This is a genomic window from Acidovorax sp. GW821-FHT10E03 (genome assembly GCF_059415205.1).
The window spans coordinates 177,974-192,555 of record NZ_JBWKMU010000009.1 but is presented as its reverse complement, the minus strand read 5'-3'; the positions used below and the strand labels follow the sequence as shown (position 1 = coordinate 192,555).

The 14,582-nt window shown below is 70.1% G+C and carries 15 protein-coding genes; 8 read left to right on the top strand and 7 right to left on the bottom strand.

Going from position 1 to position 14,582, the window contains the following annotated elements:
* Window positions 1–57: 57 nt before the first annotated feature.
* The 4 genes from AC07OD_RS17520 to AC07OD_RS17505 all read left to right on the top strand — a co-directional run bounded on the left by AC07OD_RS17520 (window position 58) and on the right by AC07OD_RS17505 (window position 3,944).
* On the top strand, window positions 58–525 hold the full coding sequence (locus AC07OD_RS17520; protein ID WP_255591624.1) for a hypothetical protein: 468 nt from the start codon (window positions 58–60) through the stop codon (window positions 523–525).
* An 80-nt stretch (window positions 526–605) separates the two neighbouring features.
* Complete coding sequence (locus AC07OD_RS17515; protein ID WP_494597637.1) at window positions 606–1,748, top strand: GGDEF domain-containing protein; 1,143 nt, start codon at window positions 606–608, stop codon at window positions 1,746–1,748.
* A gap of 65 nt (window positions 1,749–1,813) precedes the next feature.
* Window positions 1,814–2,383: a LuxR C-terminal-related transcriptional regulator gene (locus tag AC07OD_RS17510; protein ID WP_218296883.1), complete on the top strand. Its 570-nt coding sequence runs from the start codon at window positions 1,814–1,816 to the stop codon at window positions 2,381–2,383.
* Window positions 2,384–2,528: 145 nt separating this feature from the next.
* The gene (locus tag AC07OD_RS17505; protein ID WP_492254041.1) at window positions 2,529–3,944 is read left to right on the top strand and encodes a GGDEF domain-containing protein; all 1,416 of its coding nucleotides are present in this window, start codon (window positions 2,529–2,531) and stop codon (window positions 3,942–3,944) included.
* Between the two features lie 27 nt (window positions 3,945–3,971).
* On the opposite strand, the gene AC07OD_RS17500 is transcribed toward AC07OD_RS17505, so the two are convergent.
* From AC07OD_RS17500 to AC07OD_RS17480, 5 genes are all read right to left on the bottom strand, one after another.
* Entirely contained in the window at window positions 3,972–5,390 is a 1,419-nt protein-coding gene (locus AC07OD_RS17500) for an FAD-binding oxidoreductase (protein WP_494597636.1), read from the bottom strand.
* 21 nt (window positions 5,391–5,411) lie between these two features.
* On the bottom strand, window positions 5,412–6,467 hold the full coding sequence (locus tag AC07OD_RS17495) for a serine endopeptidase (protein ID WP_218296880.1): 1,056 nt from the start codon (window positions 6,465–6,467) through the stop codon (window positions 5,412–5,414).
* 76 nt (window positions 6,468–6,543) lie between these two features.
* Window positions 6,544–7,347: a DUF2145 domain-containing protein gene (locus AC07OD_RS17490; protein WP_218297003.1), complete on the bottom strand. Its 804-nt coding sequence runs from the start codon at window positions 7,345–7,347 to the stop codon at window positions 6,544–6,546.
* Window positions 7,348–7,424: 77 nt separating this feature from the next.
* Window positions 7,425–7,880, bottom strand: a complete 456-nt coding sequence (locus tag AC07OD_RS17485) for a hypothetical protein (RefSeq protein WP_218296879.1) — start codon at window positions 7,878–7,880, stop codon at window positions 7,425–7,427.
* Window positions 7,881–7,985: 105 nt separating this feature from the next.
* A complete protein-coding gene (locus tag AC07OD_RS17480; RefSeq protein WP_218296878.1) occupies window positions 7,986–8,483 on the bottom strand; it encodes a YiaA/YiaB family inner membrane protein in 498 nt (165 codons plus the stop codon).
* A gap of 269 nt (window positions 8,484–8,752) precedes the next feature.
* Here AC07OD_RS17480 and AC07OD_RS17475 point away from each other — a divergent pair, with 269 nt between their 5' ends.
* Complete coding sequence (locus AC07OD_RS17475; protein ID WP_494597635.1) at window positions 8,753–9,934, top strand: saccharopine dehydrogenase family protein; 1,182 nt, start codon at window positions 8,753–8,755, stop codon at window positions 9,932–9,934.
* A gap of 106 nt (window positions 9,935–10,040) precedes the next feature.
* Window positions 10,041–10,943, top strand: a complete 903-nt coding sequence (locus AC07OD_RS17470) for an EamA family transporter (RefSeq protein WP_494597677.1) — start codon at window positions 10,041–10,043, stop codon at window positions 10,941–10,943.
* An 18-nt stretch (window positions 10,944–10,961) separates the two neighbouring features.
* Here AC07OD_RS17470 and AC07OD_RS17465 read toward each other — a convergent pair whose 3' ends face one another.
* Window positions 10,962–11,477, bottom strand: coding sequence for an Lrp/AsnC family transcriptional regulator (locus AC07OD_RS17465; protein WP_218341274.1), 516 nt, complete (start codon window positions 11,475–11,477; stop codon window positions 10,962–10,964).
* A 161-nt stretch (window positions 11,478–11,638) separates the two neighbouring features.
* Between AC07OD_RS17465 and AC07OD_RS17460 the strand changes: the two genes are divergently transcribed.
* Both AC07OD_RS17460 and AC07OD_RS17455 read left to right on the top strand, forming a co-directional pair.
* A complete protein-coding gene (locus AC07OD_RS17460) occupies window positions 11,639–12,655 on the top strand; it encodes a 1-aminocyclopropane-1-carboxylate deaminase (protein WP_218296875.1) in 1,017 nt (338 codons plus the stop codon).
* Window positions 12,656–12,977: 322 nt separating this feature from the next.
* The gene (locus AC07OD_RS17455) at window positions 12,978–13,925 is read left to right on the top strand and encodes a Bug family tripartite tricarboxylate transporter substrate binding protein (RefSeq protein WP_255591622.1); all 948 of its coding nucleotides are present in this window, start codon (window positions 12,978–12,980) and stop codon (window positions 13,923–13,925) included.
* Between the two features lie 34 nt (window positions 13,926–13,959).
* On the opposite strand, the gene AC07OD_RS17450 is transcribed toward AC07OD_RS17455, so the two are convergent.
* Window positions 13,960–14,568 carry a glutathione S-transferase gene (locus AC07OD_RS17450; RefSeq protein WP_492807973.1) on the bottom strand — a complete coding sequence of 203 codons (609 nt, stop codon included), beginning with the start codon at window positions 14,566–14,568 and terminating at the stop codon, window positions 13,960–13,962.
* Window positions 14,569–14,582 lie beyond the last annotated feature (14 nt).

Sequence of the window (14,582 nt, the reverse complement as noted above, 5' to 3'; positions counted from 1 at the left end):
CCAGAGGCCCAAATCATTCCAAGAATCCTGCACCAACTGCTGCGCTGGCCCGCGCGCATGCTGACCGGCCTGGGCAGCGGGCTGCTGGCCCTGCTGATCCTGTTCGAGGAATGGGGCTGGGTACCGCTGCAGCAGTTGCTGGCACGCATCGGCCGCTGGCCCGGCCTGCGCTGGATCGAAGGCTGCGTGCGCGCCCTGCCGCCCTGGGCGGCGGTGGCCGTGTTCCTGCTGCCCACGGCGCTGCTGCTGCCCGTGAAGCTGCTGGCCCTGTGGGCGGTGGGCCGGGGGCACGTGGTGCTGGGCATGACCGTGATCGTGATCGCCAAGGTGGTGGGCACCGCCGTGGTGGCCCGGCTGTACAGCCTCACCCAGGCCGCGCTGATGCAGCTGCGCTGGTTCGCCTGGACCCATGCCCGCTGGATGGGCATCAAGCACGCCGTGCTGGAGCGCGCCCGCGCGTCATGGGCCTGGCGCGTGGCGCGGGTCATCCGGCGGCAGTGGCGGCTGCGCTGGCGCCGCCGCTGAGCGCCTCCCCCATCGCGACCACGAACCACAGACCACGGTCCCCGCCTGGGACCGCCACCAACCCGCCATTGCACCGCGACATGGGCATACAGCTTGACCTCCCCACCGTACTCCTGCTCTACAAGACCGCCCTGGTGGCCGGGGCCCTGAGCATCTTTCACGTCAGCCGGCATTCCTGCCGGCCCCAGGGGCTGCGGCCGCTGGCCGGGGCGTACCTGCTGCTGGCCATCGGCGCCGAACTGGCGGGCCGGGGCGAGTACCTCATCCTGCCGGACTGGCTCTGGACACACGGCAGCCTGCTGCTCGGCACGGTCGGCTATTGCCTCTTCTGGGCGGGCGTCCGGGCGCTGAGCGGGCGCAGGCGCATCCCGGTGGGCTGGCTCGCCCTGGTGCCCGCGGGCTGGCTGGTGGCGGGCATCGCCACACAGTTTCCGCTGGACAACCTGCTGCGGGCCGGTGCCTTCCACGTGACGGCCACCGCAGCCCTGGTGGGCTCGGCCCATGAAATATGGCGCGACCGCCGCGCCGAGCCCCTGCCATCACGGGCCCTCCTGGCGGGGTTCCTGCTGGTCAGCGCCTTCATCTTCGCGCTGCGCCTGTTCTACATCGCCACCGAGAACGCCAGCTCCACCGGTTTCGCCCGGGCCTTCTACGTGCAGATGTTCTGCCACTTCGGCATCGCCCTCATGGTCTCGTCGCTCTCCAGCGAACGGGCCGAGGCGCGCCTGGAGCGGATGGCGCAGACGGACGCGCTCACGGGCGTGGGCAACCGCCACTGGGTCATGTCCCGGCTGCCCGCGCAGTTGCCGGTGGGCAGCGCCATCGCGCAGCTCGACCTGGACCACTTCAAGCGCATCAACGACCGCTTCGGCCACGCGGCCGGCGACCGCGTGCTGGTCGCCTTCGCCGAATGCCTGCGCCGCCAGCTGCGCGACTCCGACCTGCTCGCGCGCATGGGCGGCGAGGAATTCCTGGTCTACCTGCCCGATGTCTCGGCGGGCGACGCCACCACCATCGCCCAGCGCCTGTGCACGGCCGTGGCGCAGATCCGGCTGACCGAGAATGGCGAGGACATCCCCGTCAGCGTGAGCATCGGCCTGGCCTGCGTGGCCCGCGCCGGCGGAACCTGGGCCGACTGGCTGAGCGCGGCCGACCACGCGCTGTACGACGCCAAGAGCGCGGGCCGCAACCGCGTGGCGGTGGTGCACGAGCGCCCGGCCTGAGCCGCCCCTCCCGGCCGGGCGCGGACACACCGCGCCAGGGGGCGGTTGCTGCAGAATGCCACCCCATGCCCGCACCCCCTGCCGTTCCGAACGAGGCGCTCGCACTGGCCTTTCACCTCGCGCCCGTGGGCATGTGCGTCACACGCGACCGCGCCATCGAGCTGTGCAACGATGCCTTCGCCCACATGTTCGGCCATGCCCAGGCCGAGCTGCTGGGCCAGCCGCTGGCGCCGCTGTACCCGTCGTTCGACGAGTTCACGCACACCGGCCACCGGGGCCTGAAGGCCATGCGCGACACGGGCGGCTACAGCGACGAGCGCATCATGCGGCGGCGCGACGGGTCGCTGTTCTGGTGCCACGTGGCGGGCCGCGCGCTCGACCGGGCCGACCCGTTCGCGCGCGCCGTGTGGATGTTCGAGGACATCTCGCACCGCCGCCCCGTCAGCACGCCGCTGACCGTGCGCGAGCGCGAGATCGCGCAGCACATCGTCACAGGCGCCACCAGCAAGCAGATCGGGCGCCACCTGGACATCAGCCACCGCACCGTGGACGCCCACCGCGCCCGACTCATGCGCAAGCTGGGCGCCAGCAGCACGGGCGAACTGGTGGCGCTGCTGCTGGCAGGCCCCCCCTGACCCTCGCGGCGGGCGTTTGAAATCGTCAACAACGGTGTCCCGGGGGTGCCGGGCGAGCCCCCCACCGCGCCCGGCCCGGGGACAATCGGGGGCACCCCCGCCCACCGCCGCCCCCGCCCTCCCGCCGATCCACCGCCATCCACTCATGTACCGCCCTTTCGCGCTCCTGCGACCGCTTCCGCCGCCCCTGGCCTGGCTGGGGCTGGCCCTGCTGATCTTCGCCGCCTGCCTGGTGGGCATCTTTGCGCGGCCCATCGGCTTCCTGTCGGCGTTCTGGCCCGCCAATGCGCTGCTGCTGGGACTGCTGGTCCGCTACCCCCGGCTCGCGCGGCCGCCGGCCTGGGTGGCGGCCGCCGTGGGCTACCTGGCGGCGGACCTGGCCACGGGCAGCGACTGGTCCATGGCACTTTGGCTCAACGGGGCCAACATGCTGGGCGCCACGGCGGGCTGGCTGGTGCTGCGCCGCCTGGACGAACGCATCCGGCGCCTGCAGCGCACGGTGTCGGCGCTGTACCTGCTGGTGGCGGCGCTGGTCGCCAGCACCGTGGGGGCCCTGGCGGGCTGCGGCGCCGCGCCGGTGTACTTCGATACTCCCTGGACCGACCTGTTGTCCCTGTGGTTCAGCACCGAACTCATGAACTACATGCTCATCGTGCCGGTGGTGCTGGCCGCGCCCCGCGCCGACGACCCGCCGCCCACCATGAACGCCCCGCAGGGCCTGCCGGGCGCATCGCTGTTCTGGCGCGTGGCCCCCGTGAGCTCGCTGCTGCTGGCCGAGGGCATCCGCACCGTGGTCGGCGGGCCCGGCATGCTGGCCTTCGTGGTGCCGGGGCTGCTGTGGTGCGCGCTCAGCTACAGCCCGTTCACATCCAGCCTGCTGTCGCTGGTGGTGTGCCTGTGGACCATGGCCGGGGTGGCCACGGGCGTGCTCAACTTCACGCCCGCGCATGCCAGCGACGTGTTCTCGCTGCGCGTGGGCGTCACGCTGCTGGCGCTGGGGCCGCTGGCCGTGGCCTGCGCCAGCGCCGCGCGCGCCGAGGCCCTGCGCCGCCTGGACCACGCCGTGCGGCACGACGACCTGACCGGCGTGCTCGCGCGCCGCGCGTTCCTGCAGCAGGGCGAGCGGCTGGTCGCGCGCTACCAGCGCGAATCCGCCGGCCTGGCCGTGCTGATGGTGGACGTGGACCATTTCAAGCAGGTCAACGACCAGCTGGGCCACGGCGCGGGCGACCAGCTCCTCGTCGGCCTCGCCCAGGCCATGGCCGGCGCGCTGCGCCCCCAGGACGTGCTGGGCCGCCTGGGCGGCGAGGAGTTCGCGGTGGTGCTGCCCGATGCCTCGCCCGCCGAGGCGCACGCGATCGCAGAGCGCCTGCGCAAGGTGGTGGAGCAGCAGACCTTTGGCGCCGCCGGGGGCGTTCCACGGCATGCCACCATCAGCATCGGCCTGGTGCACAGCGCCACGCTGGGCGGCGATGCCGACATGGACATGCTGCTGCTCGCGGCCGACGCGGCGCTCTACCGCGCCAAGGCGCAGGGGCGAAACCGGGTGATGATGGGGTAGCCCCCCGCGCCGGCCCGCGGCGTCCCTCTACAGATACTGCGCCCACAGCATGTTGGTCATCCGCCCCGCGGGGTCCCAGACGGCCTTGGCCGCGCGAAACCGGTCCGCCTGCGGGTAGGCCGCCGCGAACTGCGCCCGCGTGGCATGGCGCTGGTAGGGCAGGTAGTAGGTGCCGCCATGCTGCAGGGCCAGGTCGATCAGCGCACGCGTCCACAGAGCCACTTCGGCACAGGCCTCGGGGCGGGTGCCCTGCTTGTAGTACAGCACCCACGAAAACACCTCCTCGCGCGCCCAGGCCATGATGGCATCGGGGTCGGGCGGCGCATGGCGCACCGAGATGTTGAGCACCTGCGCCCCATGCTGCTGCAGGATGCGGGCCAAGCCCCGCGTGAAAGCGGCGAACCGGGCCACGGGCACAAAGTACTCCTGCAGCACGTAGGTGGACTGTGCGCGGCTCGCGGGCTCCAAAGAGGCGGCATCCAGGCTGGCCTCGTGGTTGCGCCACACCACCGGCTGGCCACGCAGCAGCGCCGGGCGCACCACCTTGTGCTGCAGCTGGTGGCCCCCCGGCAGTTCGGTCATGGCCCAGATCACGCTCTTGTCCAGGTCATACCGCTGGCCGCGCGGCACCAGGCGCCCGGGCACGGTCACGGGCTTGTCGGTGCGGGCCCAGGTCACGGCGGTGGCGCGGTCGAAACGGGGGGGCAGCAGGTCGGCGTTGTGCATCACGGCCCGCGCGTTGGCGGCCACCCTGGCGGCAAAGAAGCCGGGGTAGTCGTCCAGCGCCACCTGGGCCACGGTGCGCTCGATGGCGGTGTTGGCATCCAGGTCCAGCTCCACCTCGGTGATCACGCCCAGCCCGCCATAGCCGCCCAGCGCGGCACGGAACAGGTCGGGGTGCTGCTGGCGGCTGGCCTCGCGCACCTCGCCGCTGGACAGCACGATCTGCAGGGCCCGCACGGACGCGCCGATGGGCCCGTGCCCCACATAGCGGCCATGCACGTTCACCGACACGGAACCGCCCACCGTGAAGTTCGAGTAGCTCTGCATGGTGCGCACCGCCAGGTCGTGGGGATCCAGGTGGTCCTGCAGGTCGCGCCAGCGCATGCCGGCCTGCACGCGCACCGTGCGCGCCCCGGTGTCCAGCCACACCAGGGCATTCATGCCGCGCATGTCGATGTGCAGGCCGCCTTCCACGCCGACCTGGCCGCCCATGCTGTAGCGCCCGCCGCCCACGGCCACCGCGCCGGGCCAGTTGCGCACGGCCTGCGCCACGTCCTGCAGGCTGGCGGGCACCACCACCCGCGACACGCGCACGGGGTACAGGCGGGTCACGTTCTCGATCAGCGCCCCGGGCGCACTGTGGGCCGGCAGCGGCGCACAGGACCCCGCCAGTCCGGCGGCGGCCAGCGCGCCCAGAAGCTCGCGGCGGCGCAGCCCCCCCATGGGTGTCACGCGGGGACCCGCTCAGTCATCCCGCGCCAGCCGCACCCCCGCGCCCGTGCCGCAGGCATGGCAGAAGCGGGCGAAGGCGCTCTTGCGCGTGGTGCAGGTGCCGCAGTGGTCGAACAGGCCGATGCCGCAGTGCGGGCAGAAGTCGATCTTCTCGTTCTTCAAGTCCACGGGCCGCTCGCAGCCGGGGCACACGCTCTTGGCCAGGCGGGCCAGGGCCACGTCGTAGCTCAGCTCCTTGCGGCGCTCCTGGTCGGGCAGGGTTTCGGCCAGCTTCTGGCGCTCCAGGTAGCGGTTGAGCGCGAGGATGGCGTAGCGCCCCACCAGCGCCGTGATGCCGATGCCCACCACGTAGCGCACATAGCCGCCGTAGCTGGGCAGGTAGGGCACCAGCTCCACGAAGAACGCGAACAGCGCGAAGAAGATGAAGCCCCACACGAACGGCCAGTAGGTGCCCTTGCGCTTCTTCACGAACAGCCAGCCGGCGATGGCCAGCAGCGGCAGGGTGAGCGCCAGGCGGTACAGGAACACGCGCAGCTCCACCTTGCGGCGCTCGGCCTCCAGCTTCACGTAGCCATCGGCTTCCATGCTGTTCAGGCGCTCCTGCGTGGCCGCCGCCGCCTGGCGCGCGTCGAGCGCGGCCTGCTGCTGCAGCTCCACCGCCTGCTGGGTCTTGCGCTCGGCGAGCTTGAGCACATCGAGCGCCTGGGTGCGCGCAATGACCTCCGGGTCCTGGTCGGCGCGCTGGGTGGCCGAGCGGGTGGAGAGCCAGTTGTTGAAGGTCTCGCGCGCGGCCTGCGTTTCGCTGCGGGCCTTGCTGCGCTGCAGCTGCGCCTGCTCCAGCGCGGTCTGCGCGTCCTGCTCGGCCTGGCGCGCGTCCTTGACCTGGGCGCGCAGCTTTTCGGCGGCCGGCTTGTCCAGGAAGTCATCCACGCGCAGCGGCGTCTCGACCTTGGGCAAATCGCCCACGATGGTGCCGCCCAGCCCGATGAGGAAGCTGGCAAACACCAGCGCCACCAGCCACAGGCCGCGGCGGAACCATTTTTCAGACAGCCGCAGTGATTTGCTCATGATCAGTCCCCTCTGTAGATACTATGCATTTGATAGCTACCAGCGCTTACCAGTCAAGCGCAATCGGCCCATTTCATCAATTCTTCACGGTCAGCACCACCGGCGCGGCCGCCAGCTGGGCCCGCTGCAGCCAGGCCAGCACCGAATCGACCGTGACGGTCTCGATGCGGTCCGAGAACCGCTTGTCGCCCGGGTGGTCGTCGAACGCGATGTTGGCCGAACCCACGCGCCCGCCCATCCGCGTGAGCGGCCCGAGCTTGAGCGTGGTCGGCTCGTAGCCCTTGAACTGCAGCCAGGCCTGCGCCTGCTCGCGGTTGCGCACCGTGGCGGGCTCCATGGCCACGGCCAGCGTTTCCAGCGCCCATTGGTTGGACTGCTGGTACTTGCGGCCCCACACGTAGCTCACCATGCTGTAGGGCGGGTGCTGCAGCGTCCTGGTGCGGGCCTTGTCCTGCAGCACGGCCAGCAGGCGCTGCTGCACCTCGGGCGTGGGCACGGCGTAGACGGCCTCGTAGCGCCACAGGTCGTCCAGGAAGAACTCGCCCAGGCCCTGCCGGTACAGGTGCCCCACGGCCGTGCCGCATTCGTTGAGCTTGTGGGCCACGCGCCAGGGGCCCTCGGGTGTCTTGTAGGCCCAGCCCAGGTGCGAATAGCGCAGGCCGTACTTGCTCAGGTCCTGCCCGGCGCGGGCGAGCACCACCACCTGGGCGCCAGACTTCGCATGCTCCGCGTCGAGCGCGGCGGAGGTCTGCTGCGCCAGTTGCATGCCGCGCTCGATCACCTTGGCCGGCACGGGCTTGGCGGCCTCGCAGGAGCGGCCCGCGTGGGCCGCTGGCGCCGCCAGCAGGGCCGCGCCCGCCACCAGGGCCAGGCCGAGCATGGCGGGGTTGAAGGAGCGCACGCGGGCATGCGCCGGGGTCGTCACGGTCATCTGCTGCATATCCATGGCGGTGCCCCTTACAGGCGCTCGTTGTGCAGCAGCGCACGGCCGATGGCGTTGGGCACGAAGGCGATCGCCTCGCCCGCCACCGACAGCACCACGCCCGTGCCGATCACGCTGCAGGTCACCACCGTGCCCACGGTGTGCGCCGATGCGCCCACGCCCCGGCCCGCCACCTCGACGCTGACCTGGGCGCCGTCGGAGGCGCGCTCCAGCAGGTACACCGTGCCGGTGGCCGAGGCCTCCACCGTCTTCACGGTCAGCACCGCACCCGCCACCGACAATGCGGCAGGCACCGCCACGACCGCGCCAGCGGCGGCGGACGCCACCGACGCCGTGCCCACCACCGAAGCGACAGGCAGCAGCGACAGCGCGGCCGAGGCCTCGCTCTGGGCGCGCGCGGGCAAGGCGGCCAGCGTGCACAGCAGGCCGGCGGCCAGGGCAAGGGTCAGGATCTTCGGCAATTTCTTCATGGTTTCACTCCTCGCGGGAGGTGCTGCGCAGTAGCGCGGCAGCACCGGATTTTTTCAGGGCAACCTCCGAGCATCCGCCATGGGGCCAGGGCGAACGCCGGAAACTCAGCTGGCGTTGTTACCAGACGTAGCAGCATGTGCTGCGGCAGCTTCGCGGCGGCCTTGCAGGCGTGCTTCCAGCAGGTCAGCCTCGTGGCGGTCGCGCAGCATCTTGGCCAGCGTGAAGGCGGTGGTGATCAGGTACAGCCAGCTCACACCCAGGAAGGCCTTGTAGGTCACGTTGATCTCCATGCCGAACAGGCCCCAGCCCGTGAGGCCCATGGCCACGGCGAATCCGCCCCAGACCACCAGCTTCCACATGGGCGTGTCGCCCGCACCGCGGCGCGCGGCGCTCTCGTTGTCCCGCACGAACTTGGCCAGCACGAACGCGGCCGAGAGGCAGAACACATAGCCCATCACCATGAACGCCTGCTCCAGCTGCTCGCCCGGCAGCCAGGCCAGCCCCACGGCGCACAGGAAGACGGCGATGCCGAACGAGACCCACACCTGCAGTTGCCAGGCACGGGTGTCACGCTGAACGAGGAAGGGGGCATTGGATGACATACAGAGGTGGGGCCCTTGTCAGGCCCGTGGTTGAACACGGACCGCATGGTGCCGGGCCCGGCCCCCGCCGCCCCCGCCGGGTTGCGCCAGTGGCGGCAGTCCGGCTTCACGGTATCGCCAAACGATACTTTTTGCCCATTGCAAGCGGCACCTGGGCGACATGCCGGCACCCGCTTGTCTTTCACAATCGCATCCCAGCAGCCGGCGGCCGCCCGCGGCGGCGCCCGCCCCTTCCCCCACCCGCACGCAGCAGTGCACGGAGACAGCCCATGACCAAACCCTTCGATCTTGTCGTCCACGGCGCCACCGGCTTCACGGGCCGCCTCGTGGTCGAGTACCTTTTGCAGCGCTATCCCACCGGCAGCGGCCTGCGCTGGGCCATGGGCGGGCGCAATGCCGACAAGCTCGCCGCCGTGCGCGACGAAGTGGGCGCCCCGGCCGACACCCCGCTGATCGTGACCGACAGCACCGACCCCGCCAGCCTGCAGGCGCTGATGGACCAGACCCGCCTGGTGCTGACCACCGTGGGGCCCTACCAGCTCTACGGCAACGAACTGGTGGCCGCGTGCGCGGCGGCCGGCGTGGACTACGTGGACCTGTGCGGCGAACCCGCGTGGATGCGCCAGATGATCGACGCGCACGAAGCCACGGCCCGGGCCAGCGGCGCGCGCATCGTGTTCTCGTGCGGGTTCGACTCCATCCCGTTCGACCTGGGCGTGTACCTGCTGCAAACCGAGATGAAGGCCCGTTTCGGCCACCCCGCGAGCCGGGTGCGCGGACGGGTGCGCAAGATGAAGGGCACGTTCTCGGGCGGCACCGCCGCCAGCCTGAAGGCCACCATGGCCGCCGCCGCCACCCACCCCGCCGTGCTGGACCTGCTCAAGAACCCGTTCTCGCTCACGCCCGGCTTCGAAGGGCCGCGCCAGCCCTCGGGCAACAAGCCCATGGTGGACGAGGCCCTGGGCGAAGGAGTGTGGGTGGCCCCGTTCGTGATGGCCGCCATCAACACCCGCAACGTGCACCGCTCCAATTTCCTGCTGCAGCACGCCTACGGCACCGACTTCGTGTACGACGAAATGCTCATCACCGGCCCCGGCGAAAAGGGCGAGGCCATGGCCAATGCCGTGGCGGGCGACAAGTCGCTGGGCTCGGACAAGGGCCCCAAGCCCGGCGAGGGCCCTTCCCGCGAGGAACGCGAGAACGGCTTCTACGACGTGCTCTTCCTGGGCACCGACGCCGCGGGCAACAACCTGCGCGTGGGCGTCAAGGGCGACCGCGACCCGGGCTATGGCTCCACCTCCAAGATGATCACCGAGGCGGCCGTGTGCCTGCTGCAGGACGCCACGGACACCCCCGGCGGCATCTGGACCACGGCGCCCGCGCTGGGCGGCAAGCTGATCGCGCGGCTGCAGGCCCACGCGGGGCTGAGCTTCGCGGTGGAAGCGGCGTAACCCCCCGGGGTGGGCCCGGGCATGTCCGTTTTCGCACCAGGCCGGTCGTGAAACGCGCGGCCACGGACCCGCCGGTGCACCGAAAATACAGGGCATGAACACTGCCCTGCGCCCCCGCGATCTCGCCCTGGCCCTGCTCGTCATCGTGGTCTGGGGGCTCAACTTCGCCGTCATCAAGGTGGGCGTGGCCGGTGTGCCGCCCCTGCTGCTGGGCGCGCTGCGCTACCTGCTGGCGGCGTTTCCAGCGCTGCTGTTCGTCAAGCCCCCCAAGGTTCCGCTGCGCCTGTACCTGCTGTACGGCATGACCATGGCGGTGGGCCAGTTCGCGCTGCTGTTCACCGCCATCCACATCGGCATGCCGTCGGGCCTGGCCTCGCTGGTGCTGCAGTCGCAGTCGTTCTTCACGCTGCTGCTGGCGGCCTGGTGGCTGCGCGAGGCATGGCAGGGCAACCAGGTGGCGGGCCTGGCGCTGGCCGGCGTGGGGCTGGTGCTGATCGGCAGTGCCCACGGCGCGTCGATGCCGCTGGCGGGATTCGCACTGACCGTGGGGGCGGCGGCGATGTGGGGCTGCGGCAACATCGTCACGCGCGCCGTGGGACGCTACGGGCCGATGAACCAGTTTGCCTTCATCGTGTGGTCGAGCGTGGTGGCGCCGCTGCCATTCGTGGTGCTGTCCTTGCTGCTGGACGGGCCCGCGGCCGTGTGGGCCGCCGTGCAGCACCTGTCGCTGAAATCCATGGCCGCCGTGGCCTACATCGCCTGGATCTCCACGCTGCTGGGCTTCGGGCTGTGGACGTATCTCATGTCGCGCTACCCGGTGAACCGCGTCGCCCCCTTCACCCTGCTGGTGCCCGTGGTGGGCCTGACCACGGGCTGGTGGGTGTTCGGCGAGCAGTTGTTGCCCGTGCACTTTGCGGGCGCGGGGCTCTTGATGGCGGGGCTGGTGGTCAACCTGTTCGGCGGTCCGGCCTGGGCGGCCGTGGTGGGGCGCCTGCGCGGCGCCCCGTGAGCGGAGGGCTGGCCGCCGCTACAGCGCCAGCGGCAGCTCGGTGGTGGACAGCACATTGCGCAGCACCATGAACGAGCGCACCTGCCGCACGCCCGGCAGGTAGAGCAGCTGCTCGGCATGCAGCCGGTTGAAGCTGTCGTTGTCGCGCGTGCGCACCAGCATGAAGTAGTCGAACTCGCCGGTGACCACATGGCATTCCATGCAGCCGGACACCTTGGCCGCCGCCTTTTCAAACTCGGCAAACGACTCGGGCGTGGAGCGGTCGAGCACCACCCCAATCATCACCAGCATGCCCGCGCCCACGGCCTGGGGGTTGAGCAACGCCACGATGCCGTCGATGAGCCCCAGGCGCTTGAGCCGCTCCACGCGGCGCAGGCAGGCGGGCGGGCTCAGGTGCACCTTCTCGGCCAGCGCCACATTGGACAGCGAGGCATCACGCTGCAGCTGGCGCAGGATGGCCTTGTCGGTACGGTCCAGCTCGGCCGACACATCGGACTGCGGCACATTCTTGGCACGAACTTTTGTTGTGCGCATGGTGATCTGTGAGAAATATTAGTTTTTCATATTCTCATACACAAACCTGAAACGCTGAAATCAGGAAGAAATTCGCAACCACTGTATGCGCGTGTTTTCCTACGATGAAGGCACTGCAAGCCACCTCTTGCACCATCCCTTCCATCGACCGGAAACCCGCCATGAACCTGCAGAAATTCGCCCGCCACCCGCTGACCTTCGGGCCCTCGCCCATCACCGCGCTGCCGCGCCTGTCGGCCCACCTGGGCGGCAAGGTGCACCTGTACGCCAAGCGCGAGGACTGCAACTCGGGCCTGGCCTTTGGCGGCAACAAGACGCGCAAGCTCGAATACCTCATCCCCGAGGCGATCGCGGGCGGCTACGACACACTGGTCTCCATCGGCGGCATCCAGTCCAACCAGACGCGCCAGGTGGCCGCCGTGGCCGCGCACCTGGGCATGAAGTGCGTGCTGGTGCAGGAGAACTGGGTCAACTACTCCGATGCGGTGTACGACCGCGTGGGCAACATCGAGATGAGCCGTATCATGGGCGCCGACGTGCGCCTGGACGCTGCGGGCTTCGACATCGGCATCCGCCCGAGCTGGGAGCAGGCCATGGAAGACGTGAAGAAGGCGGGCGGCAAGCCCTTCCCCATCCCGGCAGGCTGCTCCGAGCACCCCTACGGCGGCCTCGGCTTCGTGGGCTTTGCCGAGGAAGTGCGCCAGCAGGAGAAGGAGCTGGGCTTTACGTTTGACTACATCGTCGTGTGCTCGGTCACGGGCAGCACGCAGGCCGGCATGGTGGTGGGCTTTGCGGCCGACGGCCGGGCGCGCAAGGTGATCGGCATCGACGCCTCGGCCAAGCCCGAGAAGACGCATGCCCAGGTGCTGCGCATCGCGCAGAACACGGCCAAGCTGGTGGAGCTGGGCCAGGAGATCACGGCCGAGGACGTGGTGCTGGACACGCGCTACGGCGGCCCCGAGTACGGCCTGCCCAACGAGGGCACGCTCGAAGCCATCCGCCTGTGCGCACGCCAGGAAGGCATGCTCACCGACCCGGTGTACGAAGGCAAGTCCATGCACGGCATGATCGACATGGTGCGCAAGGGCGAATTCCCCGAAGGCTCCCGCGTGCTGTACGCGCACCTGGGAGGGGTGCCGGCGTTGAACGCCTACAGCTTTCTTTTTCGCAACGGCTGACGCACCGCCGCGCGAGGAAACGGAGCAACAGCGCCTGTGCCGGCTGGCCGGGCTGTCCGTGATCTGAGCGCCCCCCGCTCTGCCCTCACAAGACCTGCGCATGCCGCCCGGTCTTCCACCGCCATGGCCCCGCGCCCTCATCTCATCGCCCTGGCGGCCTCGACAACTCCGCAGTAGCGACAGGCGTGGCCAGAGCGAGACGAAGACTGGTGCGCCTTCCCCTTGTTCACAGCCGCAACGCAGGGTGAACAACCCGCACCAGAAGGACCGCCACATGAAATGCCCACAGCCCAAAAGACGCCCCAGCGTCGCCTTGTTGTTCATGGCAGCCATCGCAGGCTTGGGTTGGGGGCGCATGGCGCACGCCGATGGCTACCCCGCCAAGCCGGTGCAGCTGGTGGTGCCCTTTCCGCCCGGCGGGGCCGTCGACATCGTGGGCCGGCTCATCAGCAAGAAGCTGGGCGAACGCCTGGGCCAGGCGGTGGTGGTCGAGAACAAGGCCGGTGCGGGCACCATCGTGGGCGCATCCTTCGTGGCCAACGCTCCGGCCGACGGCTACACGCTGCTGATCAGCTCGGGCTCCACCTTCACCGTCAACCCGGCGCTCAACAACAAGCTGCCGTACGACCCGGTCAAGAGCTTCGAGCCCATCGGCATGGTGGCGCGCGTGCCGCTGATCCTGCTGGCCCACCGCGATGTGCCGGTGGCCAACCTCCCGCAGCTGATCGCGGCGGTGAAGCGCGCTCCGGACAAGTTCTCCTACGGCTCGTTCGGCAGCGGCACCACGGGCCACTTTGCCGCCGAACTGATGTGGTCGGCCACCGGCATCCAGCTGATGCATGTGCCCTACCGGGGCAGCGCACCCGCCATGAGCGACCTGATCGGTGGGCAGATCCCGTTCACCATCGACACGGTGGCGGCCGCGCTGCCGCAGCTCAAGGGTGGCAAGATCAAGCCCATCGTAGTCACCGGCGCGGCGCGGGCCACGCAGCTGCCGGATGTGCCCACGGTGGCGGAAAGCGGCTTCGCGGGTTTTGCCGCGGATTCGTGGCTGGCCGTCGTGGCGCCGCGCGGCCTGCCCGCCGAAGTCAAGGCGAAGCTGGGCAAGGCCCTGGCCGAGACCATGGCGGATGCCGAGATCCGCAGCAAGCTCATCGCCAGCGGGCTGGAGCAGTCCTATGCCAGCGGCGACGCCGTGCTGGCGCGGATCGAGGACGAACTGCCGCGCATGCGCGCGATCGCCCAGCGCGCGAACATCCGGGCGGAGTGAGCGCGGCAGCGATGGGGCGCTGGCGCGCGCCGGATCACAGCGCCCAGCTCGCCTGCAACGATGGACGCTTTGAAAATGCCTCGTACCAGGCCGCAACGGCGGGATGGCGCTGGCGCCATCCGAAGTCCGCAAACCTGAGATCCAGGTACCACAGCGCACAGGCCACCGTGAGCGTGCCGATGTCCAGCCGCTGCGGCGCGATGAGTGCGGGGTTCGCGGACAGGTGGGCCAGCGAAGTCTCGGCCTTGTCCAGCTGCGCGGCGCGCCACTCGGGCCAGCGCAGCGGCTCGGGCCGCGCCACGTCCTCATAGCGGGCGATCAGCGCGCCGTCGAGGATGCCGTCTCCGAGCGCCTGCAGCGTCAGCGCATTCCAGCGCGCATCGCCACTGCGGGGAAACAGCGTTCCGTTGCCGATCTCGTCGAGGTATTCACAGATGACGCGGCTGTCGTACAGCACGGCGCCCTCGTCGGTGATGAAGGTCGGCACCTTGCCCAGCGGGTTCCTGGCGATGATGTCCTGGTCGCGCCGGACCGGGTTGGCGTTCGATGGCAGCAATTGCACGCGGTCATTGAGGCCCAGCTCGTGCGCCGTGACCAGGCATTTGCGCACATAGGGAGAGAACGGAGAGAAATAGATCTGCATGGAAGTTCACCGGT